Below are 24,596 nucleotides of genomic sequence, written 5' to 3'. Positions count from 1 at the left end.
TCATTCGGTTGCAAAGAGTGAGTTGAGCCTTTTGACCTGCTTCCTTAGTTGAATGCCAACACGGCCATCACAGGTCGGACGCCACTCACCGAGGTCACACTTGCAACATACGCTCAAATCTCCGATCACGTTTACAGGCCTCGGGCTGCACAGCGGTAAGCCTGCGACGATGATCCTGAAGCCGGCTGCTGCTGGCCACGGCATCTGGTTCAAACGGACGGATATCGAGCTGGGCAATGCGTTGATCCCTGCAATCTACGATGTGGTCGATCGTACCCCGCTTTGTACCCGACTGGTCAATGAAGCGGGCGTTACGGTTTCCACCGTCGAGCATATCATGGCAGCTTTGGCTGGATGCGGTGTCCACAATGCGCTGATCGAGATTGATGGCCCCGAGGTGCCGATCATGGACGGGTCTTCGATTGAATTCGTTCGTGGCATCATGTTGAAAGGCGTGCGTCGTCAGGCAAGCCCGGTCCTGGCCTATGAGGTTCTTAAACCTGTGACCGCAACCCGAGAGGGTGCCAGTGCTTCGATTGCGCCTGCGGACGGTTTGATTATCGATTTTCATATCGATTTTGAAGACAGCGCCATTGGTCGACAGACTAAGACGCTGGATATGTGCAATGGCTCTTTTGCACGCGAGCTTAGTGATTGCCGGACATTCTGCCGTCGTACCGACGTCGAAGCGATGCGCGAGAACGGCTTGGCTCTTGGCGGCACGCTTGAAAATGCTGTGGTCGTTCAGGGCGACGAAGTTCTGACCCCGGGTGGCCTTCGCCACGCGGACGAGGCGGTGCGTCACAAGATGCTAGATGCTCTGGGTGATTTGTATTTGGCGGGTGGACCGATTCTGGGTCATTTCACCGGCGACAAGTCTGGTCATGCAATGACAAACACGCTGCTGCGCAAGCTGTTTGAAACACCCGGTGCTGTGCGTCCGATCCTGTGTACCCCCGAACAGGCCGCGCGTCTGCCCGGACAGGGTCTGGTCTGGGACGAAATCCCCGAAGTCGCCTGATTGGTTCCACTCTGCTGACAAATCCGCCAAAGGGCCTACTAAGGCGTTTTGCACTGGAATTTTATGTGCTAGACCAAGGCCCAAACCGGGGTATTCCCATTAAGCAAGACGACAAGGATTGGCGGAATGATAGGCACCAAAGCGGCGGTCAGATTCGCAGGGGCGGTACTTCTGACAGCAGTTTTGACAGCGTGCAACAGCGGGGGCGCTGACCGCAATCAGAACCTAGAAGGGTTCACCCCCGAACAGATTTTCACGCGTGGGGAATTTGAGCTGTCGGAGAATCGTTCCGACGATGCGGCGTGGTACTTCTCAGAGGTTGAACGTCTTTACCCTTACTCTGACTGGGCAAAGCGCGCGCTGATCATGCAGGCGTTTTCGTACCATGCAGATGAGAATTACGAAGAAAGCCGTGCAGCGGCACAGCGCTATATAGATTTCTATCCAACTGACGAAGATGCGGCCTATGCCCAATACCTGTTGGCACTCAGCTATTATGACCAGATTGACGAGGTGGGCCGCGATCAGGGCCTGACGTTCCAGGCGCTTCAGTCATTGCGCACGGTGATCGAGGTCTATCCGGACAGCGAATATGCCACCTCCGCCGTGCTGAAATTCGATCTGGCCTTTGACCATCTGGCTGGCAAAGAAATGGAGATCGGACGTTATTATCTGCGTCAGGATCACTATACTGCCGCGATCAACCGGTTCCGCGTTGTGGTAGAGGATTTTCAGACAACTTCGCACACCGCCGAAGCGCTCTATCGCCTGATCGAGGCATATCTCTCGCTGGGTCTGGTGGATGAGGCGCAATCGGCCGGTGCAATTCTGGGTTACAACTACCAATCCTCGGAATGGTATGACGCTGGCTATAAGCTGCTGACCTCTCGCGGGCTGAAACTCAAAAGCCGCGGCAACAACTGGCTCAGCACGATTTATCGCCAGACCGTCAAAGGTCAGTGGTTGTAATCGCCATGGCTAAAGGCGTGGGACGCTGAGACCCGATGCTGCGCGCCCTTGATATCCGCGATATGCTGATCATCGACCGGTTGGAACTGACGTTCCAGCCGGGATTGAACGCGTTGACCGGCGAGACCGGCGCGGGCAAGTCGATCCTACTGGATTCGCTTGGGTTCGTTCTGGGCTGGCGCGGGCGGGCAGAGCTGGTGCGTCAGGGGGCCGCTCAGGGTGAAGTTGTGGCCGAGTTCGAGCTGCACGAAAACCACCCCGCACATCCGATTTTGGCCGAAGCCGGATTGCCCGGAGGCGAAGAGCTGATCCTGCGCCGCGTGAACACAGCCGAGGGCCGGAAAACCGCATGGGTCAATGACCGGCGTTGCTCGGGCGAGGTGTTGCGGGCTTTGTCGGAAACCCTGGTGGAACTGCATGGCCAGCACGATGATCGCGGCCTGCTGAACCCACGTGGCCACCGCGCGATGCTGGATGATTTTGCCGGGGCAGGGGGGCAACTGGCCACTGTGCGCTCTGCATGGTCCGAGATGTCGCGCGCGCGCAAGCTTTTGTCTGAGGTCGAATCTGCCTTGGCTGCCATGCGGGCAGAGGAAGAATTTCTGCGCCATGCGGTCACTGAGCTTGATAAGCTTGATCCGCAGCCCGGCGAGGATGCCGAACTGGATGCAAGGCGCCGCATGATGCAGGGGGCAGAGCGGATTCGCGATGACGTCGCCCGTGCCTATGACTTGCTTGGCAGTGATGGGGCCGAGGGCGCGATGTCTGATGCTCTGCGCTGGCTGGAAGGCGTGTCCGATAATGCAGGCGGGCAGTTGGAAGAGCCTGTTGTCGCACTGGGGCGTGCACTGGTCGAATTGGGCGAGGCGCAAGATGGCGTTAATGCCAGTCTTCAGGCGCTGGACTTCAATCCGGTTGAACTGGAGGCAGTCGAGGAACGGCTTTTCGCCATTCGTGCGTTGGCCCGAAAGCATGACGTTGCCCCGGACGACTTGGGCGGGTTCGCGGACACCTTGCGTGAGCGGCTGAACCGTTTGGATGCTGGTGACGCTGATCTGGCCGACAGGCGCGTTGCGGTTGAAACCGCACAGGCCGCCTACAACAAAGCTGCCAAGGCGCTCAGCACCTTGCGTCAGCGGGCAGCGTCGAAACTCGACACCGCAGTGATGGCCGAGCTTGCACCGCTGAAAATGGAACGCGCTGTGTTCCAGACCGAGATCACCCCGTCCGATCCCGGCCCCGAAGGTGCGGATGCTGTGGCGTTCACCGTTGCCACCAACCCCGGTGCACCGTCTGGACCGTTAAACAAAATCGCCTCGGGCGGTGAACTGAGCCGCTTCTTGCTGGCGCTCAAGGTCTGTCTGACCGGCGATGACAGCGCGCGCACGATGATCTTTGATGAGATCGACAGGGGTGTTGGCGGCGCGACCGCGGATGCTGTTGGCAGGCGTCTGGCTGCGCTCGCGCAGGGGGGGCAGGTGTTGGTTGTGACGCATTCGCCGCAGGTCGCCGCCCGTGCCGCCTATCATTGGCGTGTTCAGAAACATGTGACCGACGGGCAAACCCTGTCGACCGTGGTTCCATTGGCCCAAGCCGACCGGGTGGACGAAATTGCCAGGATGGTCGCCGGTGACACGATCACGGACGAAGCGCGTGCCGCTGCCCGTGCCCTTCTGGACGCATAGGCCCTCACAGACGCGCGATCCGGCTTTTAACCGTGCCCTCCGTGGCTTAGTAAGGGGTGTATTCTGATCCCCCGAGGGCAAATGACCCAGTCAACCCGCACCGTTCTGCGCAACCAGCTCAACCAGGCTCTGGCCGCGATGAAGGACGCGTGGCGGGTGATGCGCAGGCGCGGGCCCAGCCAAATCCAGTTCTGGTTCATCGCGCTGGCGATCGGGATTGCCGCAGGCTTTATGGCATTGGGATTTCGTAAGGCAATTCAGGCATTGCAGGCCTATGTCTACGACACCGGGGATATCTCGTTGCTGCACAGCCATGTGGAAAAGCTGCCGTGGTTCCTGATCCTGATCACACCGATCATCGGCGGTCTTATCGTTGGCATCATCCTGCACCGGTATACCGATGACGGGCGCGTGCGTTCGGTTGCGGATGTAATCGAAGGCGCTGCCCTCACCGATGGTCGGGTCGAAGGCAAGGCGGGTATCGCGTCTTTTTTCTCCTCGCTGATTACGCTCAGCACAGGTGGATCTACGGGTCGAGAAGGGCCGGTTGTGCATATGGCAGGCGTGATCTCGACCTGGGTCAGTAATCGTATCCATGCCGACGGAATTACCGGGCGTGATTTGCTGGGATGTGCAGTGGCGGCGGCGGTTTCGGCCAGTTTCAACTCACCCATTGCCGGTGCTCTGTTCGCGCTTGAGGTGGTGCTGCGCCATTTCGCGGTGCATGCTTTTGCGCCCATCGTTATCGCTTCGGTCGCCGGGACGGTGATTAACCGGCTGGAATACGGCGACGTGACCGAATTCACTCTGGATACGCCCGGATCACTGCAATTCTATGTCGAGCTGCCCGCGTTTCTGATCCTTGGGTTGATCTGCGGGTTGGTGGCCTTGCTTCTGATGCGGTCGATCTTTTTTGCAGAAGATATTGGCAATCACATTCAAAGCCGGCTGTCCTTGCCCGGATGGCTGCGTCCTGCTGTATCAGGCGCAATGTTGGGACTGATCGCGATCTGGTTTCCCCACATCATCGGCGTTGGATACGAAACCACGATCCGGGCTCTGGCCGGAGATTTGGTTCTGACAACCGCCATCCTGTTCGCAATCATCAAAACTGTGGCTGTTGCGATCACGATGGGGGGACGTATGGGTGGCGGTGTGTTTTCACCCTCGCTGATGATAGGTGCGTTAACCGGGTTGGCATTCGGGTTGATTGCAACGGGTTTGCTGCCCGATGTATCGGGTACCCATACCCTCTACGCATTTGCCGGGATGGGCGCGGTGGCCGCTGCCGTGCTTGGTGCCCCGATTTCGACCACGATGATTGTCTTTGAACTGACCGGAGATTGGCAGATCGGTCTGGCGGTGATGGTGTCGGTTTCAATGTCCACGGCGCTGGCTTCGCGCCTCGTGGATCGATCCTTCTTCCTGACCCAACTGGAACGGCGCAATGTGCATCTGGCCGCGGGGCCACAGGCCTATCTTCTGGCGATGTTGCGCGCAGGCGCAGTGATGCGACCGCTTGGCGATGCACGTTCAATCACCCGGGAAGAAGCACAGGTTTTGATTGATCAGGGTCTTTTTGTTCAAGCAAGCGCTACGCTTGAGGCGGCGATGCCGTTCTTCGACCGAGACGAAATCCTCTGCATACCGGTGGTGGTGAGCGGTAATGACGGAGCTGAGACGCCAGTCGGTACGCTCTACCATATTGATGCGCTAAAGGCCTATAACCGCGCGTTGGCAGCCACGGCTGCAGAAGAACATTCATAACAGAGGCCCCTGGAACATTGGTCTTTGTCCATCTTGTTCCTTGAAACAGGCGAGGCATTGAAGCGATACGATCTTTGGATCTGCACCTACCGGGCGTGGCCAGTCGAAATCCAGAGGCTCATGTGTTCGATCTGACAAGCTGTGCAGAACTGAGCTTTCTGGCTGAAAAGCATCAGGCCTTGGAGTGCTGGTGAAGGACTAACTTTACCTCACTGACGCTCTGGAATTTGTGGAACGACGCGCAACTTTGAGCCGTCGACAGCTTCCCAGAATCTTTTCGAGCTAGCGGGTCATGCAATATTGGCCGTAACATCGAGGAATTCTGATCTATTGCGGATTCTTGTCGGTATCTGGCCAAAAAACGGCTGTGCGGCGTAGCCCAGTTCCGCTGCGGCTGCACCAATGTCTGAATTTGAAAGTTAGATTCAATTTCCGCAGAATCCGATTTGCACACTCTTTGTCTGTCATCGCGCTCTGAGGGCAACAATCCGAGCGAGTGATGAACTATGCGCCAACACCGCTCCTTACGATCTGTTGGCATTCGCCGCTGGAAGGAGGCCATCCGGGCGTAACAGCAACAACAAGATGACTGAGGCCAGAACCATTGCATCCCGGTATGGGGCCAGACTGTCTGGCAGGAAAGCCTGTAGCAGAACCTCCAGCCCGCCGACGATGAACCCACCAAGGACAGCGCCGCCCAAGCTGCCCAAACCCCCAAGTACGGTCGCAATGAAGGCCTTGAGAACGGGGAAAAATCCCATCAGTGGATCCACTGACCCGCGTTGTGCCGTCCAGATGACAGCGGCAATACCCGCAAGTAGCCCTGACAGGGCAAAAGCCACAGCAACGACCCGGTTGGCCTTGATACCCAGCAGTTTGAGCATCTCGATATCTTCGGCAGCGGCGCGCATGGCCATGCCAATCGTTGTGCGCCGCAACACGAATGTCAGGCCTGCAAGGGCTGAAAATGTTACTATGATTGATACGGTCGGGATAATGCCAAATGTCGTCTGGCCGATATGATAAGTGCCAGACCATGACGCTGGAAAAGAGATCGGGACGGGTCTGGCGGAAATTCCGTTCTGGAACAGAACTTTGAGGATCTCGGACACCGCGAAAGATGTGATCAAAAGTGCAACGACATCCGCGCCGCGCATGGCGCGAAACGCTGTACGCTCCATTGCCATGGCCATGAACACAGAAGCGCCAAGCCCGACAACAAGAGCGGCGATCGGCGGCAGGCCAAAGCTCATGGCCAGAAAGATGCCATAGCCCCCAAAAGTCATGATTTCGCCATGCGCGAAATTGATCAACCGCACAATAGAGAACACAATCGCCAGCCCCAGGGCCAGCATCGCATAAATTCCCCCAAGGCTAAGCGCGTTGATCATTTGTTGAAGAAGAACTTCCATCGCTCAAGCCGCCAGATATGCGGATTGCAAGACCGCGTCATTTGCTAGTTCCGATGGTGCACCGGCAGCGGCAACAGCGCCATTCGCCAGCACCACGGCATGATCGGCAATGTCCAGGGCAAGAGCCGCGTTTTGCTCGACCAGAAGCACTGAAATACCGTCGGCTTTCAATTCTTCTACGATGTCGAAAATCTGATCCACGACCTGCGGCGCAAGACCAAGCGACGGTTCGTCCAGCAACAGCAAGCGCGGTCCGCTCATCAAGGCACGTCCCACCGCCAGCATCTGTTGTTCGCCCCCCGACAAAAGCCCCGCCATCTGACGGCGGCGTTCGCCCAGGATCGGGAAACGCTCTTTCATCTCGGCCAAACGTTTGGCGCTGAGCTTCTCGTCGCCCAGAATTGATCCGGCCAGCAAAAGATTTTCTTCGACCGTCAGCTGCGCAAACACGCGGCGTCCTTCCGGTGAGATGGCCACACCCGCCCGCACAATGGCGTCGGGTTTGGCCCCTGTCATATCCTTGCCAAAAAGGGAAACAGCGCCCGATACCACGGGCAAAGCACCTGCGATGGCCATGACCGTCGTTGTCTTGCCTGCGCCATTGGCCCCTAAAAGCGCCGTTATGCCGCCTTTGGGGACGATCAGGTCAATGCCCTGAACCGCGCGGATTGGGCCATAGCGGACGTGCAAGCCTTGGATATCGAGTGCTGTTTCCATTGGGTTCAGACCTTACGGCTGTGGCAGGATTGCGGGATCAGCTGAGGTGCGCAGGACAAACTCTTTTTCGCCTGCATCGGTAATCCGCGCGACCACAACATCACGCAGAGGCATCCGGTCGGTCCCCGCGAAAGTGAAGTTGGACATGATACCCTCACCATTCTCAATGCCGGCCATTGCGGCAGTCACGGCAGCAGGGTCTGTCGTGCCAGCCGCTGCGACAGCATCCTCGATCATATGCGCAATATCGCAGCCATTGACGTAGTAATTGTTGTCAGGCGTGATCCCCTTTGCAGCAGAGAACCGAGCGATGAAATCGGCATAGGCAGAGCCTTCGTCTGGGAAGCCACCAGATGTATGCGCTACGCCTGTGACGACATCACCAAGGCCGCGTACGGTTGGTGAATCGAGTACGTCACCTCCCATCACCTGGGTATCAACCCCGGCACCGCGCAGCGCACGGATGAAGGCCGGGAAATCAGGCTCCCAAGCCCATGTGACGATCACATCCGGGGTGGTATCCGCATTCTTGATGGTCGTCACGATGGCAGAAAAGTCCGGCTGGTTCAGCGAATAGTTGCTTTCCCCGACAACGGCACCACCAAGCGATGTGAAGGCCTCGCCAAAGTACTCGGGCCCACCCAATGTGTAGGCACTGTCTGGGGATTTCACGAGCCAGACACGTTCGAACCCTTGCTCGCGTGCGTGGCCTGCCAGTACGGCGGCCTGTTGGTTGTCCGCAGGGTAACTGCCAAAGACATGTTCACCGACTTGCGTCAGAACCGGGGCTGTTCCGGCAAAGGTCATTGTTGGGATGCTGTCAGCCGCTGTGATCTGGGCCGCGGCGATTGTCGGATCGGCATCGGCTGACGCCACGATGAACTGCGCGCCGTCATCGATCATTTCCTGTACGACTTTAACGCCTTCGGCGATGTCAGACCGGGTGTCGCGCACGATCAGCTCAACCGGTGTTGTGCCGTTCAGGCCCCCCTTGGCGTTCATTTCGTCAATGCAGAACTGGAACCCGGCATAGGCGGGTCCATCATAGGGGGCCAGATAGCCCGATTGCGCGGACATTACGCCGATTTTATAACTCTCAGCCATCGCTGTTCCAGCCAGGCCGGTGATAACTGCTGTTGAAAGAAGAAGGGCATTACGTATCATTTTATTGCTACCTCTGTTGGTTGACTTCGGTTGGTTTCGCTAATTTCTGCTTTTTGGGCTGTGCGCCCTTTGCCGATGTAAGCCTCGATGACTTTGGGATTTGCGCGCACGTCTTCAGGCGTGCCTTGCGCGATGACGCCACCTTGGTGCATCACCACGATCCAGTCCGACAGGCGGTTCACGAACCTCAGGTCATGATCGATCAGAAGGACACCGATGCCGCGTGTTTTGCCGACCTTAATCAGCCGATCAGCCAGGTCATCTGTTTCGCTGGGATTCATGCCAGCGGCCGGTTCATCCAGTAAAAGAATCTTCGGGTCTTGTGCCAAAGCGCGGGCGATTTCCAGGCGCTTGCGGGCACCATATGGCAGGCCGTCGGCGCGATACCCGGCGACTTCCCCAAGATCAAAGGCATCCAGTTCACGCAGCGTGATAGCCGCGGCAGTCTTGCGGTCGTGACCTGCGGCCAAAGCGGCAACAAGAACATTTTCGTAGGCTGTCAGACCGCTGAACAGGCGCAAGTTTTGGAAGCTACGCGAGACACCAAAGCCTGGCACTTTGTGATGCGAGACACGGGTCAAATCAACCTCGCCCATATGCGCAGAACCGGTGTCCGCCTGATAGGCGCGTGTCAGCAAGTTAACAAGCGTGGACTTGCCAGCACCGTTGGGGCCAATCAGGCCAGTGATGCGCCCAGTCGGAGCTTCGAAACTGACGTCTCTTACGGCTTTGACGCCTGCGAAACTTTTTGACAGGTTTGATGCTTTCAGCGTGGCTGGGACGACGGACTCGGGCGTGCGCGCAGGAGTTACTCGGGGCTTCAGGCGCCCGAGCAGATTTGCATCCGCGCCAGGGCCAAGTTCAAAGCCTCCGACCAGACCCTGAGGTCGCGCCCAGATCACCAGCAGGATGGCAAGCCCCAGGACAATCGTCGTCAGGCCAAAGACCTCGGGCAAGGTGACGCCAAGCACAGTTGAGCCGCCTTCGAACTGGCGCACAGTGTCCTGCAGCAGCGTCACCGCGATCACCCCGACCACTGCGCCGCCAACCGATGACATTCCACCGACAATCATCATGACCACTTGCGCAAAGACGAGCCCAAGGTAGAAGGATGCGGGTGAAAATGCCCCCAGCATATGCCCATAAAGTGCACCCGCGACTGTCGCCATGGTACCAGAGGCACACCAAGCAATGAATCTTGTGCGTCGGGCATTGATGCCAAGTGCTGTTGCGGCATCCTCATCGTCACGGGCCGCGCGGGAAAACAGACCCAAACGGCTTTCGCGATACCAACGGGCCAGCAGGATTGCACTCGTGGCCGCGCCGAGGGCCAGAACCAGGTCTGTCACCCTTGGCACACCGTAAAACGTCTGGCTGCCGCGTGTGATCTCGCGTGCGGCGATGGCCACGCCATGGGCGATGATCAGCAGGCCAAGCGTGGCAATCGTGGCAGACGCACCCACAAGCCGAGCGATGGCGCTTCCGGTTAGGGCTGCAAAGGCAAGTCCCGCAAGGGCGACCACCGGCAGCGACACCCAGATCGTTACTTCATGGCCTGCCAGAAATGACGGAAGATCCGGCAGGGCAGAACGTTGAAGAGCAGCAGGCATGGTGAGAATGCCTGACAGATAAGCGCCTAGCGCCAAAAACGCGCCATGCCCGAAAGACACAATGCCCGTGTTGCCGCAATAAACCGCAAGGGCCACTACAGCGACCACATTGACACACATCTGTACAGCAATCCGCTCGCCAGTGCGTCCAAAAATCAACGTCAGCCCAAGCACCACAGCCAGCAGCACAGCAACCGCCGCCGCCGTCCGGAGCAAGTTGGACGCCCGCAAGCGTCCGGGATGTGTATGAAGGGGGACGATGCTCATGAGGGAATGTCCCCTACTGCTGTAAGGATTGCGTCTGCCAGCAGATCCGCCCACAGCCCGACTTGCGATTGTTCGCGGATTTGATCGTTTCGAATTTCAATCAGGCAATGCACAAGCTCACGGGGTTCTGCATGCGCTGGAATAAACCAATCGCCCTCAGTTTCGATCTGATAGGGCTTGTTCAACGCAAAGGCCATGTCAGGGCGGCGCTGCGCGATATGTGCCATCAATGCTTTGGCAGCACCGCCTGTTCCGCGGCTTAAAAAGCCTGCCTGCCAAGGCCGGTCCTTGCCATCGAGATGCGGTGTAAAGGAATGGATCGAAAACGCGGCACGACGCGGACGGTTGGCAAAGAGCCGATTCAACTCTGCATCCATAGGTCGAAAGATTTCATCGACACGCATGGCCCGGCTCAATTCGGTGATCGCGCTGTTACCCGGCACCTCAACCTGGTCGCTGATCGCAGGGACCGCCAAGGGGCTGTCAGGGGGACGGTTACAGTCAAATACCAGCCGTGAGTAATTTTGGACGACGAGAGGCGCGTTCAACTGTTCAGCCAACTGGCGCGCTACATCCTGAGCACCAATGTCCCAGCCGCGGTGGCTTTCAATGACGTCGCGGGAGACTCCCAAATCTCCAAGCATCTCGGGGACTGCATTGCCTGCATGCTCACACAGCAGCACGATCTCCGACGTGCTATCTGCATTAACGACGTCAATCGGCGCAGGATCGTTCGGCCCCAATAAGGTATGAGTACACAAATTCATGCAGCTTGGACCGCACGGTGTGTGCATCGTCTTATCATACCGAGCAGATCCTTGGGGTCGTGCGGGTCGGCAACCAGATCCAGCATTTCGCTTGGGGCGCCGTCAGTCGCTTTTTGGTGCAGCCAGCGCGTGGCCGAGAAATCCTCGACCACAAAGCCAACACCATCAAAAACCGTGATCTGATCTTCGGAGGTTCGTCCCTTTTTAGAACCGGTTAGAACCTGCCACAGTTCGTTGACCGCGTGATCCGGGTCGAGTTGCTGGATATCGCCCTTGATGCGCGTCTGTTTTGGGTACTCTACAGAAATGTCATTGCGCATCAGAATATCCCGTTGCCGATACTCGCAGCGGTTTTAGCTGATTTGGGGGCCAGTATACGCGTCACCATCGCCGATGTTGCCACCGTGCGAAGCGCCGTCAGAAGGGTCATTTCAGAAAAGGGCTGTGGATAGACGGTATCAACAGAGGCCAGCACACCAACGGCGGTTAGGGTTTGCAGGCCGACCTTGGTGTTCGATCGGTGCCCGTTCGCGGACTTGAAGGTGTGATCCACACCATCAGAGGTTGGCATCAGTTCAATCACACCCGCCTTAGAATGGGACGCAACGCGCGGTGTTTTGTCAAATACCGGCCAGCGTTTGAAATCGGCTTCGATCATATTGGCCAATCCTGCAAGGCAGTCCCGTAGGCCATGCTTATGGACCAGGGCCCGCATGTTTTCGACGCTGACAAATGGAACCAATGCTCTGTCAGAGGGCGCGCTCATCAGTATGTTCCTTCATACGCGGCGCATTTTTGTGCTGTGTCCATGTCTTTTACCGCGTCGATTTCTGCAGCCTTATGGGCGGCGTAGACGCTCGCGAAATCTGGTCCGAACCAACCGGTGACTGTCGTATCCGCCTGAAACGCCTCAAGGGCGGCCTCAAGCGTTTCGGGCAGGCGCACAAAACCACGCGCCGTGAGATCGTCCGCTGACAGAAGTGACAGGTCTTCCTCGGTCGGCGCAGGCGCTTTCAGCCCATCTTCGATCCCCTGAACACCAGCATGTACAACAGCGGCCAAAGCCAGGTAAGGCGACGCCGCTGCATCCGCCGCGCGGTATTCAATGTTGAATTGTCTGGCGATTGAAGCGGGGTCCTTTGCCGTCACAGGGCAGACCCTTAACGAGGCCTCGCGGTCTCGGAACCCGAGATTGTTATACGCAGCCGACCACCGGTGCGGAGTAAGGCGTTCGTATGACACGACAGACGGTGCCGTCAGCGCTAAAATGTTAGGCAGGTATTTTAGCACGCCAGCAGCGAACCCATCAGTAAGTCTGGACATCCCGCAGGGGCCGCTTGCATCAAATGTGACCGGCTCGCCGGCATCGTCGACAAAGCTCATGTGGATATGAACGCCATTGCCGACGCTCGCCACATCGCGGATTGGCGTAAAGGTTGCAGCCTCACCCAGGTGACGCGCTGCCGAGCGAGTAAGCTCGCGCAGGATTACTGCCGCATCTGCCGAGCGCACACCTTTGGCAGGGCCGATAACGACCTCGTATTGATTGGGGCCGAATTCCTTCATGATACTGTCTGGCTCGAGCCCGTTTTCGGCGAGTGTCGCCATCAGCACTTCGCAAAGCTTCCGCTGAATCTCGAACCCTTCGCGTCCGTATCCCTGGTTTTCCACCGCCGGTGGGCTTTTCAGTTGAAACTCGTGCTCGAACGCCGAGATCAGATGAACGCCCGCCACATCATGCAGGCGCTTCAGCGCGGATTTGAGGATAGCGCGCGTACAAAAGGCCCAAGGATCCCCGTCAAGCGTGACGACATCGCCCATCAGGAAATGCTCGGTCACATCTCCAAATGTCGCCCGGGCCTCTGCGTTTGCATCGGGAATCAAAAGCAAATCACCTAGTGCGCCGAACGGGCTGTCAGCGATTATGTCGAAACAGGTGATCTGCACATTGGTAGGGGTCCAGCCGACCCCCCGCACCAGCCGTTTTTCCAACTGATCAGCGGGAAAGGCTTTGCCGCGCACCTTTCCGGCAACATCGGATATGGCAGCAAAAATTAGCGGCAGGGTCATTTTTCATTTTCCTCTTGAGTAAAGCGCAAAGCATCCCAGGCCTTGATGCGGTCTCGGGTCTGTTCCCAGTTGTCCTCGGCAATCCGCGTCACGATGGCCTCGGTCACCGAGAGTGCCGCCGAGTAAGTATCCCACAAGGTGCCGCTATCAATTGGCACCGGCATGACCTCATGGGCGTGTTTGGCAATCGGTGAAATCCATTTGTCCGTCATCAGGATCACACGGGCATTCCGATCGCGTGAGGCAACAAGCGACAGCTGCTCCAGCGCCGGTTGGTAGCGGCGAAAATCAACAGCATAAAGGATATCCCCGGGCCGCATCCGCAACAGATATTCTGGCCAGCCTTCAGGCGTATCAGGCAGATGAAACACATCCTTGCGGATCTGACGCAGGTGGAACGAAAGATGCTTGGCGATCGTATCGCTGATCCGGCCACCCAGCACGTAAACGCTGCGTTTCGGGTCGGTCAGAAGGGCGCAGATCTGGTTAAACTGATCTTCGGTGATCGCATCAGCCGCCATGGCCATCTGGCTGGCCGATTTGGAAATAAAGTCCTTCAGATATCCCCCATGAACGGGCCGTTCCGCCTGGTGGAGTTGAACCGGCGAGCGGTGCCCTTCTTTCAATTCCGCGATAAGATCACGTTGGAAATCCTGATATCCATCAAGTCCAATCTTGGTAACAAACCGTGAGATTGAAGGCGGTGACACCTCGGCGTGTTTTGCCAGCTCCTGGATCGAGGAAAGGCCAGCAAATGGGTAATCCGACAGGATAGCTGCAGCAAGTTTGCGCTCTCCGCTGGTTAGCATATCGGCTGCGTTTTCGATGCGGTCTCTGATCAACATGCGCTATATGGTGGTGGAAAAATATTTTCTGTCAATCTAAATTGAATTGACTTTGGAATTTTATTTTCTTTTAGTGTGGACGTCATGATCGCCCTCATTCATAAAATCAGACCTCTTGGGCAAACATTTGAAAGCAGAGACAGACATGGAATTGACCCGCGATCTTCCACTAGAACATGACCAATCGGGATTGCTGTTTATTGACGTGCAGAACTTTGCAGCCCACAGGGATGGTGCCGAATTCGAAGGGCTGACAAATGCCGATTTTGACGCAAAGTTTGGCTGGTTTTTTGAGCAGCTGAAATCCCGTATCGTACCTAATATGCAAGCCTTGCAAAAGGGATTTCGCGCGGCGGGAATCGAGGTTCTTTATACAACGATTGAAAGTCTGACCAAAGACGGGCGCGACAGATCTCTGGATTACAAAATCACGGGCTTCAACGTGCCCAAAGGATCCTGGGACGGCAAGGTGATCGACGAACTGGCACCAGCCGATGATGAGATCGTGTTTCCAAAATCTTCGTCTTCAGTCTTTGTCTCGACCCACATAGATTACGTGCTGCGCAATCTCGGCATTAAGCAATTGGTGCTGGCAGGGATCGTGACCGATCAATGCGTCGAAAGCGCAATTCGCGATGCCTGTGATCTGGGCTATCTGGTCACCCAAGTGACGGATGCCTGCATGACCTACACGCAAGAGCGTCACGACAATTCCCTGAAAACGATCAAAGGCTACTGCCGTCAGGTGACGACAGCCGAATTGCTTGACGAAATCGGTCGTGGCTAGGTCGGTGAGGCGTCCAGCCGATCCGTTTGACGGCGCGTCTCAGGCGTTACCCACACCCGTTTTCTCGCCAAATTCCGATTTTTCCCTGCGCGTCAGTCCAACCTGTCATCATCCAAAAAATCGCTCAGAAATAATTGGCGAGGCACACTCAAAACAGCATGTGAGATCAGAGACAAACCCACACTTTTCGGTAAAACGTCCAAGCATTATCTGCCCTCACCACATGTTTTCCTTGATGCAGCGAATGCCAGTTTCAGAGTGACATAGTAAAAAGGCTACATAAGTGGTCACGGATTTGCCGATACACAAAGTAAATGCCAGGTTGAAACCATTTTTTTGATCGGTATCGGGGCCTTGGGAACAGCGGTAGGGCCACGAGCGTTGTAATTGCGGCTCCAAGTGGTTACATAGGGAACACTAAAGTTCTGGTTTTCTGCAGCCCAGGCGTATCGCCTGCTAGAGTGAACTAAGTTCTTCCATCATGAAAATTCAGCTGTCACGTCCTCTACTTGGATTTGATGTTTGGGAAAGTTGCCGATGTTATCGCGCACGACCACATCGCTTGTGATGTTAGTTGATCCGTTTGTGGTGATCAGACGCACCGATGGCTTGCCAATAAACCACAACGCAACCGTTGATCAAATGAGCTTCCGATAGGCAAGAACTGCGCCTATCGACCATCGCGTCCTGAGAATGGCCTGGGCGCAAGATTAAGATTGCGCAGAAAGACATAAAACAGCGAGGCGGCGCTTTCTCCGCCAGAGGAACTAAAATGACATTTCCAGAATGGACGAAACCAGGCATCTACGGTGCTTTGTGTGGTGCGGTTGCGGTCTCAATCCTTGGCTTTACGTGGGGCGGATGGACAACCAGCGGCAGCGCTCAAGAATTGGCGAAAGACCATGCAAGCGAAGAAGTAACGCTTGCGATGGTGCCGGTCTGCCTGAACAGGTCAACCGCTGACCCCAAGCGCGAAGAAATAATCGAAACACTGCAAGAGGCCTCTGGCTTTAACCGCCGCAAGGCCATGATGGATACAGGTTGGGCAACACTGCCGGGGTCAGATTCGCCAAGCCGCGACCTCGCAGATGCCTGTATCGCGGGGCTTGAGCTGGATGGATCATAAGGCAAAGGCAATGCCGCAACTCTTTCGGACGACTTGGCGCGCAAATCTGTCACTAGGCATTCAGATGAGTGCGGTGCTGATTGGGTTTACACTCTGTGCTTTGCTTTTATTTTCGATGCCTGCATTCGCTCAATCTACATCGCAATCGGTGCCAGAAAATGCCACTGCAACAAGTTACGGTGACGGTTGGAAATGCAACGCCGGGTATAGGTTGAGTGGCGACGTCTGCGCAGCTGTCGTAGTGCCAGAAAATGCCTATCCGACCAACCGTACCTATGGTTTAGGTTGGGAATGTCTTCATGGTTTTCGCGAGAACGATGAAGCGACCTGTGTTGCGGTGATTGTACCCGATGGCGGATTCCTTGATTCATCAGGTGAACGCTGGCATTGCTCGCGCGGTTTTCTCAAAATCGACGATACGTGCCAAGAAATTGTCGTACCCGCAAACGCTTATCTGGCTGATACGACCTATGGACCCGCGTGGGAATGCAAACGTGGGTTCGAAGCATTGGACGACCGTTGCGTCGCCATTGTGGTCCCGGCCAACGCGTATTTGAATTCATCAGGATACGGCCAACCCTGGACATGTGAACGTGGATATTTTGTACAGGATGGCACGTGCGCGGCCGTCATGATCCCTGAACATGCCTACTTGGACGATGCAACGTACGGCACGGGATGGAAGTGCGAGCGGGGATACGCGACCTCAGGTGTGAATTGCGAAACAATAGAGCTTCCTGCGAATGCCCATCTTGACAGGTCCGGAAACCGTTGGAACTGCAACAAGAATTTCAAGTCATCTAAAGGTCTGTGCGTTCTCGATAACTGAGCGCGCGGCGCGACTATTTCGACTTTGGTATCCGATGGTGACGACCGTGTTGCCTTGGGTGTCGACCACACAAAGGAAACATCATGAAAACCGACTTTAACGTGGCAAACACGATCCGTCGTCCTGTTAGCGGGGCGCAGGCGCCGCCATTTACCAGCGACGAACCCATAAGATCAACTTCTGCCACTCAGATCATCTTGCCGCCAACTGCGATTGTCTATTGCCAAGGTAACTTTGCCAAGGCGGATGGCAAAACTGCAAATGGCCTCGTTCGCCATTCAGAGGCCTACAGGATCCTGTCTGTCATCGATAGCGATCACGACGGCAAAGACAGCGGGTTGGTTCTTGACGATACTGTAAACCACATTCCGGTCTTCAGAAGTCTGGACGCTGCTGTTGTCCATGAAGCTGTAATCCCGGATACCCTCATTTACGGGATGGCACCATCTACGGGCAGGCTCTCATCGACAGATCGTGACGTTGTTCTCGACGCGATATCACTTGGTATGAACATCGTCAGTGGATTGCATGAATATCTGGGCGATGATCCAGAAATCGCTTCTTTTGCGGTCGAACGCAAAGTCACCATCCGAGATATTCGCAAACCCAAACCCAGCAAGGATATGCGCCTGTTCGATGGAAGTATTTCTGGTGTGAAAGCACTGCGCATAGCGGTTCTTGGGACCGACTGCGCCATCGGAAAGCGGACAACAGCGACTGTTTTAGCCCGTGCCTTGAACACAAGAGGCATCAAGACTGTCCTTGTTGGTACGGGCCAGACAGGTTTGATGCAGGGTGCAAAATATGGGGTGGCAATGGATGCCGTACCACCGCAGTTCTGTTGCGGCGAACTTGAAGGCGCGATCGTCGACGCTTCCGAGTCTGAACGACCCGATGTCATATTGATCGAAGGTCAAGGGGCGTTGAGCCATCCGGCATTCTGCACATCCGCCTTTATCCTGCGGGGCAGCCAGCCGGACGCCGTAATCCTCCAGCACGCTCCAAAGCGCGCGCATCGCTGTGACTTTCCCAATATGCCGATGCCCAAGCCTGCAAGTGAGATTGCCCTAATCGAAGCATTTGCTGACACAAAGGTCATTGGTGTCACGCTCAATCATGAGGGGATGTCCGAGGCCGAGGTAACCGACACGATCGCCGCACAGTCACAAATACTCGGGCTGCCTGTAACGGATGTACTCAGCCGGCCGGCTTCGCATTTGCTTGCAATGGTTGTTGCCGCTTACCCTGGGTTACGTCACTCCACACCCGTGGCTGCGATATGAGTACCCCTCGCATTGAGGTGCATCTGAGCAAGATACGTCACAATGCGAAGACTGTTGTCGAGCGCCTCAAGACACGCGGCATCGGTGTCACCGGTGTGACCAAGGCAGTGTGCGGGCATCCAGCCATCGCTCAGGCTATGCTCGACGGCGGCGCTGTGGGGCTTGCGGAAGCGCGGCTTAGTAACGTGCGAAGGTTACGCAACGCGGGCATGACATGCCCGATCACATTGATCCGTACACCAACGCTGAGCCAGGTCGATCAGGTCATCCAATACTGTGAGGCGAGCTACAATACAGAAATCCTCGTGATTACCGCTCTGGCCGCCGCCGCGATCCGGAAAGACTGCATTCACGGCATTATCCTGATGGTTGAGATGGGCGATCTGCGCGAAGGGATCATGCCAAAAGACCTCGGCTCAGTTGCACAGCAAGTGGTGGACATGCCCGGCGTTACGCTGAAAGGCATCGGAGCGAACTTTGCATGTCTGGGGGGGATTGCCCCGAATGCTGCAGATATGGAGGCCCTATCTGACCTGGCGAATGAAACAGAGGGGCAGTGTGGTCCCTTCCTTCACACTGTATCTGGCGGAAACTCGGCCAACCTTCCTTGGGCCCTCGGCGGACACCCAGTTTGTCGCATCAATGATCTAAGGCTGGGGGAAGCAATACTTCTGGGCGTTGATCCGGTTTCCGGAGATCAGATAGGCGGGATGTATACGGATGCCTTCACGCTTGTCGCTGAGGTAATTGAAACAGGGTCCAAACCTGCATCTCACCCTCAGAGCATCTGCGATCCGGTATTCAAAAGACTTCACCTCGTCCCGAAAAGCGGACAGAGCACACAAATAATTCTGGCCGTTGGTCAGCAAGATACGGACATTTTGGGGCTTTCGATGCCCCCTGGATACAGGCTTATTGGTGCAACAAGCGATCATCTTGTCGTTGGCACTTACCATTCGACGCATAGCGTAGGATCGGAAATGAAGTTCCAAATGAACTATAGTGCGTTGATGAATGCTATGTCCGCTCCCGACGTTAAGACAAAGTTGCTCCGTGGCAGTCATTCACGACACGCGCATGTCTCTCAAGGATCAGGCACCCACCTAGCATCGATTTGATCACTCAACTGATAAATGCACCGTTGAAAACGGTTAGGAGAATAACCATTGGCAAAGCTGACAAAAAAAACTGTCTTCAATGCACACGTTCCCAAGGCGGAAACACCGATGGACAAAACAACGCGGATCGTTAGAGAAATGGTCAACGAAGAAGCAGAGCAAAGACAGATCAAGAATGCCCGGCTCCGCAAAACTCGGCTCGAAAGGGATGCGAATATATTATCTGAAGCCTGTCCGCCGAAGCCCGTCAAAAAGCGGTGACAGGATTGTCGCCCCTTCTTTTTGCGCGACTGGAATGATCGAACCACGAACAAAGCGGCTAGCGAACATTGTTTTTCCCATGCATCAATCGCACCCATACTCATTTTACGGATACTGCCATGACAATCTCAGATGAGAGCTCAGAAAAAATTCACTATATCTGCCAGACATATGTGGAAAATAAGCCCGGTCGCGGAGGGCAAGGAAACTTGAAAATTGGCAAGCAATTTGAATACTCCACGGCGGCGGAAGCACAAAACAGAGCAGAAAGGGAAGCGCTATCCGACGATTGCGCTGGCGCCGATGCCTACATGGTCAGTGAGGACCCGAACAGTGGCGAGGTCGGGGCGCCGAGCTTTATCATTAGGCTTGGAAATGTTCCGGAATTTGATGAGTTTTAGATCTTGAGCAGGCTTCAGTTTAACTCTCTAAACTCACCTTGTTTGCGGCATTAGATCGACCAAAAACAAATCTATTTGGTGCCAGAAAAACAGACCATTTTGGGCGTGGGTTTTGCCAAGAAACTGCGCCATGAATACCGGAAAAAAGCAGTTTTTAGTGTAGGCGCAGCGAGAAATCCCAAGGTGCAGGTCGGGCTCGTTTGATACTTTCGTGGTATCCAGCGTAAAGGATCGTTCTCTTACTTCGAGCCAGATTTTGACGTGAAGGCCAAAGCGATCTGGCCTTTCATATTGTGCAACAACTCGATTGAGTAGAGGTATTGCGCATCTGGGACATACGTCAGATTTGTTCGACCTTCACGGAATCAAGCGGGTAGAAGGCGACATGGCCTTTGATGTCTAAGGCAGAATGGATCGGGTCTTCATAGCTCCAAGCAGCGTTTTCAGTGACCGAGGATTTGTTGACGATCGAAAAATGCGTGGCTTGGCCCTTGTGTTTGCACTGCGTGACCTTGTCGGTAACATCCAGAAATGCCATCGCGATATCGGTACGAGGGAAATAGATGACCGGATCAAGATCGCCCTCGAGCAATTCCAGAGCATTTGTGGTTTCACCCAGAATGGCGCCTCCTGAACGGACGCTCCATTTGCCTGGTGTCTTGCGAATGGTGATCTCGGTCATCTTTGCTCTTTCCTCTGGTCCGGTTTCCCGCTTGTCCACTGCCCGGTATATGTAACGATGCGGTGTCAGATCGGTGCGGTTGCGGCATCCAACCACAGTTGGGCGTCATCTCCCAGCCTTGGTCGAACTTTTTCGGCAACTTCGCGGTGATATGCGTTGAGCCAGTCGCGTTCGACTGCCGTCAGCATATCGGTCAGAACCAAGCGTCGGTCGATAGGGACATAGGTCAATGTGCGCCATTCCAACATGGGACGTTCCGCGTCACCACTGGGCAGGGTAGGGGCAGATTGCACCACCAAAAGGTTTTCAATCCTGATTCCAAACGCACCTTCGCGGTAGTAACCCGGCTCATTCGACAAGATCATGCCCGGCAGCAAGGGCTCATGGCTGGCTTTGGACAGACGCTGAGGGCCCTCATGCACACTCAGATAGGCACCGACGCCGTGCCCGACACCGTGATTAAAGTCCTGACCCGCTGCCCATAGGGGAATACGCGCCACGGATTCGATATCACGTCCAGCCAACCCGGCAGGCCAGCGCAGCATAGACATGGCGATCATGCCTTTCAGCACGCGAGTAAAGCAGGCTTTTTCTTCTTCACCCACATTGCCGATAGCAATGGTCCGGGTAATATCAGTCGTGCCATCCAAATATTGTCCGCCGCTGTCCAGCACCAGGATATGACCGTCTTGCAGCAGGCTGTCGGTTTCCTCGGTCACCCGGTAATGCATGATCGCGCCATTGGGTCCTGTCCCTGCAATCGTATCGAACGAGATATCCTGCAGGGCATTATCCTTGCGCCGGTTCTCCTCAAGCCGAGTGACCACCTGCGTTTCCGTAACATCGCCAGCGGCTTGCGCATCCAGCCAGCACAGCGTTTCGATCACAGCGACAGCATCGCGCAGATGTGCCTCGGCACTGCCTGCGATTTCGGCAGGGTTCTTGCAGGCTTTGGGCAGCGCACAAGGGTCGCCGCCATCGACCATCTGCCCTTCTAGCACATCGGCCACTGCCTGTGGCAGCGTACCAAGATCAACCTGAACCTTACCGTCAAGCGCTGCGACAGCCGTCAAAAACGTGTCCGGCGCATGAACTGTGACTGAATCGGCCATCGCCACGTTCAGCTTTTGGTGCGCCATGAACAGATCCACGCGGCCATCCGCATGCAGTATAGCAAACCCATGCGCCACCGGGTTGTACCCGATATCGGAGCCCCGAATGTTCAACAACCACATGATCGAGTCGGGCAGGGTAATCACCGCTGCGCCACAGCCCGTGTCCTGCAGGGACTGCGCCAGACGCGCGATTTTGCTGTCTGCGCTTTCGCCCGCGAATTCGATCGGGTGCAGCTTTACCGGGTTCATTGGTGGATCGGGTTGATCCCACCAAACCCGGTCCACCAGATTGTCGCTGCGCACCAGTGTAATATCTCGGCCTTCAAGGTCGGTCTGCGTTTTCGCGATCTGACCCGCCGAATGTAGCCACGGATCAAAGCCAACCCGACCACCCTGCGGGAGTTGTTCCGTTAGCCACGCGGCAAGGCTGACCTCGGGCCATGGAACAGGTGTGTAATCGGCGGCGACCTGCGCTTTGACCTGCGTACGATAACGTCCGTCAATGAAGACGCCGGCCTTATCTGCCAAAACCACGCAGAACCCGGCCGAACCTGTGAACCCGGTCAGCCAGGCAAGCCGTTCGTCGCGCGGGGCCACATACTCGCCTTGATGCACATCTGCGCGCGGGACCAAGAAACCGTCCAACCCGTCGCGTGCCAATTCGGTCCGCAGATCGGCCAGCCGAGGCGGGCCCTGTTCCGGCCGTGCGGTCACGGCGAAGGACTGAAACATGTCATACCTCTATCAGTTTGGAGCGCGCGACGCCATGTTATGGAAAAGGCGATTCAGCCTACTCTCTTCATTCCCATCACCCGCGCTCGTGCGCGCGGATCACTGTCAAACAGAGCGGCCAGTTGCTCGGTCATGGCTCCGGCCAGTTGCTCGACATCCGTGATGGTCACGGCGCGGTCGTAATACCGGGTCACGTCATGGCCGATGCCGATGGCAAGCAATTCCACCATCTTGCGCTTTTCGACCATCCCGATCACATCGCGCAGGTGCTTTTCCAGATAGTTTGCTGGGTTCACGCTGAGCGTTGAATCATCGACCGGCGCCCCGTCCGAGATTACCATCAAAATCTTGCGCTGCTCGCGCCGTGCCGTCATCCGGCGATGCGCCCATTCCAGCGCCTCGCCGTCGATATTTTCCTTCAGCAGACCTTCTTTCATCATCAGCCCCAGATTGGGTCGGGCGCGTCGCCACGGGGCATCCGCGCCTTTGTAGATGATATGGCGCAGATCGTTCAGACGACCGGGCTGCTGTGGGCGGCCATCGTTCAGCCAGGCCTCGCGCGCCAGCCCGCCTTTCCACGCTCGCGTGGTAAAGCCCAGAATCTCGACCTTGACGTTGCAGCGTTCCAGCGTGCGTGCCAGAACATCCGCGCAGATCGCCGCGATCGAAATAGGTCGCCCGCGCATCGAGCCCGAATTATCCAACAGCAGCGTCACCACCGTATCGCGGAACTCAGTATCCTTCTCGACCTTAAAGCTCAGCGGTGTGGTTGGGCTTGCAACAACACGCGCCAGACGGCCCGCGTCCAGAATGCCTTCTTCGCGGTCGAACTCCCAGCTGCGGTTCTGTTGCGCCTGCAACCGGCGCTGCAATTTGTTGGCCAAACGGCTGACGGCACCTTTCAGCGGTTCTAGCTGTTGATCCAGATAGGCCCGAAGGCGTTCCAGCTCAGCGGGCTCCGCCAGATCCTCGGCGGCGATCTCTTCGTCATGGGTGCTCAGGTAGACCTTATAGTCGGGATCAGCATCGGATGCAGGCGGAGGGGCAGGCGGCTCCAGCGGGGCCTCGCCCTCGGGCATCTCGGCCTCTTCTCCCATTTCATCCTCGGCCATCTCATCCATGGAGACTTGGGCCTGAGACTGATCCTGCTGTTCTTCCTGTGACTGCTCAGGGGTCGCATCCGCGTCCTGTTCGTCCTGATCATCCTGACCAGTGCTGTCGGGGTCGGGTTGTTCTTCGGCGTCGTCTTCGGCCTGATCTTCCTGATCTTCGTCCAGCTCATCCGGGTCATCGCCCAGCTGATCGCCATAGCCCAGATCCTTGATCATCTGGCGTGCAAACTTGGCGAATTCGGCCTGGTCCGAAAGCACCTCGTCAAGGTTCTCCAGTACGCCCCCTGCCTGATCTTCGATAAACCCGCGCCACAGGTTCATGACATTGTCAGCCGCAGGCGGCAGGTCGCGACCAGTGGCCAGATGCCGGATCAGATAGCCGGCGGCCACCGAAAGAGGCGCGTCAGCTGGCTGTTTGCATTGATCATACCCACGCCGGATCGCTTCGTGCCCGATCTTGACGTCGATGTTGGACGCAGTGCCTGGCATGTCCCGCGCACCCATCGCTTCGCACCGGGCAACCTCCATCGCCTCGTACAGATCGCGGGCCATGTCACCTGGAGGCGCATAGCGATTATGAGTAGCATCATCGTGATAGCGTCGCTGCAAAGCCAAAGCATCCGCGGTCCCGCGCGCCAACAGAACCTCTTCCCGCGTCATGCGCCGCGAGACCTGAGGCAACCGCATCGACTCACCCGACAGGCCCGACGGGTCGACCGTATAGCTCACCGTAAGTTCCGGATCGTCGGCCATCACTTTGGTGGCTTCGGCCAGAGCTTTCTTGAACGGATCAGCGGGGTTGTCTTTGGGTTTGCTCATCGGTGGCAGGTCCGGTCTTGTTCTACTCGGGCAACCT

21 protein-coding genes and 1 pseudogene are annotated in these 24,596 nt (G+C 56.4%); 11 read left to right on the top strand and 11 right to left on the bottom strand.

Annotated features, from left to right (window positions below; translation table 11 throughout):
• Window positions 1-100: 100 nt before the first annotated feature.
• From lpxC to FN806_RS06080, 4 genes are all read left to right on the top strand, one after another.
• Window positions 101-1,021, top strand: a complete 921-nt coding sequence (lpxC, locus tag FN806_RS06095) for a UDP-3-O-acyl-N-acetylglucosamine deacetylase (RefSeq protein WP_185956629.1) — start codon at window positions 101-103, stop codon at window positions 1,019-1,021.
• 126 nt (window positions 1,022-1,147) lie between these two features.
• Complete coding sequence (locus tag FN806_RS06090) at window positions 1,148-1,990, top strand: outer membrane protein assembly factor BamD (protein ID WP_142635022.1); 843 nt, start codon at window positions 1,148-1,150, stop codon at window positions 1,988-1,990.
• 35 nt (window positions 1,991-2,025) lie between these two features.
• Entirely contained in the window at window positions 2,026-3,675 is a 1,650-nt protein-coding gene (gene recN / locus FN806_RS06085) for a DNA repair protein RecN (RefSeq protein WP_142635020.1), read from the top strand.
• A gap of 81 nt (window positions 3,676-3,756) precedes the next feature.
• Window positions 3,757-5,442 (top strand): chloride channel protein, encoded by a 1,686-nt coding sequence (locus tag FN806_RS06080; RefSeq protein ID WP_142635018.1) that lies wholly within the window; start codon window positions 3,757-3,759, stop codon window positions 5,440-5,442.
• Window positions 5,443-5,966: 524 nt separating this feature from the next.
• Here FN806_RS06080 and FN806_RS06075 read toward each other — a convergent pair.
• The 8 genes and pseudogenes from FN806_RS06075 to FN806_RS06040 all read right to left on the bottom strand — a co-directional run bounded on the left by FN806_RS06075 (window position 5,967) and on the right by FN806_RS06040 (window position 14,294).
• On the bottom strand, window positions 5,967-6,854 hold the full coding sequence (locus FN806_RS06075; RefSeq protein ID WP_142635016.1) for a branched-chain amino acid ABC transporter permease: 888 nt from the start codon (window positions 6,852-6,854) through the stop codon (window positions 5,967-5,969).
• Between the two features lie 3 nt (window positions 6,855-6,857).
• Window positions 6,858-7,571 (bottom strand): ABC transporter ATP-binding protein, encoded by a 714-nt coding sequence (locus FN806_RS06070; RefSeq protein ID WP_142635014.1) that lies wholly within the window; start codon window positions 7,569-7,571, stop codon window positions 6,858-6,860.
• A 12-nt stretch (window positions 7,572-7,583) separates the two neighbouring features.
• On the bottom strand, window positions 7,584-8,735 hold the full coding sequence (locus tag FN806_RS06065) for an ABC transporter substrate-binding protein (protein WP_142635012.1): 1,152 nt from the start codon (window positions 8,733-8,735) through the stop codon (window positions 7,584-7,586).
• Entirely contained in the window at window positions 8,732-10,612 is a 1,881-nt protein-coding gene (locus FN806_RS06060) for a branched-chain amino acid ABC transporter ATP-binding protein/permease (protein ID WP_142635011.1), read from the bottom strand. The genes FN806_RS06065 and FN806_RS06060 overlap by 4 nt, the downstream gene beginning before the upstream one ends.
• Window positions 10,609-11,379, bottom strand: coding sequence for an N-formylglutamate amidohydrolase (locus FN806_RS06055; RefSeq protein ID WP_185956628.1), 771 nt, complete (start codon window positions 11,377-11,379; stop codon window positions 10,609-10,611). Before FN806_RS06055 ends, FN806_RS06060 begins: the two co-directional genes overlap by 4 nt.
• Window positions 11,376-12,145, bottom strand: a pseudogene (locus FN806_RS06050) (Rossmann-fold NAD(P)-binding domain-containing protein). The gene FN806_RS06055 and the pseudogene FN806_RS06050 overlap by 4 nt, the downstream one beginning before the upstream one ends.
• Window positions 12,145-13,449 (bottom strand): glutamine synthetase family protein, encoded by a 1,305-nt coding sequence (locus FN806_RS06045; protein WP_142635006.1) that lies wholly within the window; start codon window positions 13,447-13,449, stop codon window positions 12,145-12,147. Before FN806_RS06045 ends, FN806_RS06050 begins: the two are co-directional and overlap by 1 nt.
• Window positions 13,446-14,294 carry a MurR/RpiR family transcriptional regulator gene (locus FN806_RS06040; protein WP_142635004.1) on the bottom strand — a complete coding sequence of 283 codons (849 nt, stop codon included), beginning with the start codon at window positions 14,292-14,294 and terminating at the stop codon, window positions 13,446-13,448. Before FN806_RS06040 ends, FN806_RS06045 begins: the two co-directional genes overlap by 4 nt.
• A gap of 145 nt (window positions 14,295-14,439) precedes the next feature.
• Here FN806_RS06040 and FN806_RS06035 point away from each other — a divergent pair, with 145 nt between their 5' ends.
• The 7 genes from FN806_RS06035 (at window position 14,440) to FN806_RS06005 (ending at window position 20,099) form a co-directional block, all read left to right on the top strand.
• Window positions 14,440-15,081, top strand: coding sequence for a cysteine hydrolase family protein (locus FN806_RS06035; RefSeq protein ID WP_142635002.1), 642 nt, complete (start codon window positions 14,440-14,442; stop codon window positions 15,079-15,081).
• A 772-nt stretch (window positions 15,082-15,853) separates the two neighbouring features.
• Entirely contained in the window at window positions 15,854-16,207 is a 354-nt protein-coding gene (locus FN806_RS06030; RefSeq protein ID WP_142635000.1) for a hypothetical protein, read from the top strand.
• A gap of 115 nt (window positions 16,208-16,322) precedes the next feature.
• Complete coding sequence (locus FN806_RS06025) at window positions 16,323-17,036, top strand: hypothetical protein (protein ID WP_142634999.1); 714 nt, start codon at window positions 16,323-16,325, stop codon at window positions 17,034-17,036.
• An 83-nt stretch (window positions 17,037-17,119) separates the two neighbouring features.
• Window positions 17,120-18,319 (top strand): N-acetyltransferase DgcN family protein, encoded by a 1,200-nt coding sequence (locus tag FN806_RS06020; protein ID WP_142634997.1) that lies wholly within the window; start codon window positions 17,120-17,122, stop codon window positions 18,317-18,319.
• Window positions 18,316-19,437 carry an alanine/ornithine racemase family PLP-dependent enzyme gene (locus FN806_RS06015; protein ID WP_142634995.1) on the top strand — a complete coding sequence of 374 codons (1,122 nt, stop codon included), beginning with the start codon at window positions 18,316-18,318 and terminating at the stop codon, window positions 19,435-19,437. The genes FN806_RS06020 and FN806_RS06015 overlap by 4 nt, the downstream gene beginning before the upstream one ends.
• A 48-nt stretch (window positions 19,438-19,485) precedes the next feature.
• The gene (locus tag FN806_RS06010) at window positions 19,486-19,698 is read left to right on the top strand and encodes a hypothetical protein (protein ID WP_142634993.1); all 213 of its coding nucleotides are present in this window, start codon (window positions 19,486-19,488) and stop codon (window positions 19,696-19,698) included.
• Between the two features lie 119 nt (window positions 19,699-19,817).
• Window positions 19,818-20,099 (top strand): hypothetical protein, encoded by a 282-nt coding sequence (locus tag FN806_RS06005; protein ID WP_142634991.1) that lies wholly within the window; start codon window positions 19,818-19,820, stop codon window positions 20,097-20,099.
• 340 nt (window positions 20,100-20,439) lie between these two features.
• On the opposite strand, the gene FN806_RS06000 is transcribed toward FN806_RS06005, so the two are convergent.
• The 3 genes from FN806_RS06000 to cobT all read right to left on the bottom strand — a co-directional run bounded on the left by FN806_RS06000 (window position 20,440) and on the right by cobT (window position 24,559).
• On the bottom strand, window positions 20,440-20,781 hold the full coding sequence (locus FN806_RS06000; protein ID WP_142634990.1) for a DUF427 domain-containing protein: 342 nt from the start codon (window positions 20,779-20,781) through the stop codon (window positions 20,440-20,442).
• A gap of 65 nt (window positions 20,782-20,846) precedes the next feature.
• Window positions 20,847-22,628, bottom strand: a complete 1,782-nt coding sequence (locus FN806_RS05995) for an aminopeptidase P family protein (RefSeq protein WP_142634988.1) — start codon at window positions 22,626-22,628, stop codon at window positions 20,847-20,849.
• Between the two features lie 53 nt (window positions 22,629-22,681).
• Window positions 22,682-24,559, bottom strand: coding sequence for a cobaltochelatase subunit CobT (gene cobT, locus FN806_RS05990; protein WP_142634986.1), 1,878 nt, complete (start codon window positions 24,557-24,559; stop codon window positions 22,682-22,684).
• Between the last annotated feature and the right edge of the window lie 37 nt (window positions 24,560-24,596).

The sequence above is a fragment of the Ruegeria faecimaris genome (assembly GCF_900182615.1).
Taxonomy (GTDB): Bacteria; Pseudomonadota; Alphaproteobacteria; order Rhodobacterales; family Rhodobacteraceae; genus Ruegeria; species Ruegeria faecimaris.
The sequence above is the reverse complement of the archived record's forward strand: the minus strand, read 5'-3'. Positions and strand labels throughout refer to the sequence as shown.

Coding starts and splice junctions, on each gene's coding strand:
- FN806_RS06090 (WP_142635022.1), top strand. CDS start 1,148: ATGATAGGCACCAAAGCGGCGGTCAGATTCGCAGGGGCGGTACTTCTG.
- recN (WP_142635020.1), top strand. CDS start 2,026: ATGCTGCGCGCCCTTGATATCCGCGATATGCTGATCATCGACCGGTTG.
- FN806_RS06080 (WP_142635018.1), top strand. CDS start 3,757: ATGACCCAGTCAACCCGCACCGTTCTGCGCAACCAGCTCAACCAGGCT.
- FN806_RS06075 (WP_142635016.1), bottom strand. CDS start 6,854: ATGGAAGTTCTTCTTCAACAAATGATCAACGCGCTTAGCCTTGGGGGA.
- FN806_RS06070 (WP_142635014.1), bottom strand. CDS start 7,571: ATGGAAACAGCACTCGATATCCAAGGCTTGCACGTCCGCTATGGCCCA.
- FN806_RS06065 (WP_142635012.1), bottom strand. CDS start 8,735: ATGATACGTAATGCCCTTCTTCTTTCAACAGCAGTTATCACCGGCCTG.
- FN806_RS06060 (WP_142635011.1), bottom strand. CDS start 10,612: ATGAGCATCGTCCCCCTTCATACACATCCCGGACGCTTGCGGGCGTCC.
- FN806_RS06055 (WP_185956628.1), bottom strand. CDS start 11,379: ATGAATTTGTGTACTCATACCTTATTGGGGCCGAACGATCCTGCGCCG.
- FN806_RS06045 (WP_142635006.1), bottom strand. CDS start 13,449: ATGACCCTGCCGCTAATTTTTGCTGCCATATCCGATGTTGCCGGAAAG.
- FN806_RS06040 (WP_142635004.1), bottom strand. CDS start 14,294: ATGTTGATCAGAGACCGCATCGAAAACGCAGCCGATATGCTAACCAGC.
- FN806_RS06035 (WP_142635002.1), top strand. CDS start 14,440: ATGGAATTGACCCGCGATCTTCCACTAGAACATGACCAATCGGGATTG.
- FN806_RS06030 (WP_142635000.1), top strand. CDS start 15,854: ATGACATTTCCAGAATGGACGAAACCAGGCATCTACGGTGCTTTGTGT.
- FN806_RS06025 (WP_142634999.1), top strand. CDS start 16,323: ATGCCTGCATTCGCTCAATCTACATCGCAATCGGTGCCAGAAAATGCC.
- FN806_RS06020 (WP_142634997.1), top strand. CDS start 17,120: ATGAAAACCGACTTTAACGTGGCAAACACGATCCGTCGTCCTGTTAGC.
- FN806_RS06015 (WP_142634995.1), top strand. CDS start 18,316: ATGAGTACCCCTCGCATTGAGGTGCATCTGAGCAAGATACGTCACAAT.
- FN806_RS06005 (WP_142634991.1), top strand. CDS start 19,818: ATGACAATCTCAGATGAGAGCTCAGAAAAAATTCACTATATCTGCCAG.
- FN806_RS06000 (WP_142634990.1), bottom strand. CDS start 20,781: ATGACCGAGATCACCATTCGCAAGACACCAGGCAAATGGAGCGTCCGT.
- FN806_RS05995 (WP_142634988.1), bottom strand. CDS start 22,628: ATGTTTCAGTCCTTCGCCGTGACCGCACGGCCGGAACAGGGCCCGCCT.
- cobT (WP_142634986.1), bottom strand. CDS start 24,559: ATGAGCAAACCCAAAGACAACCCCGCTGATCCGTTCAAGAAAGCTCTG.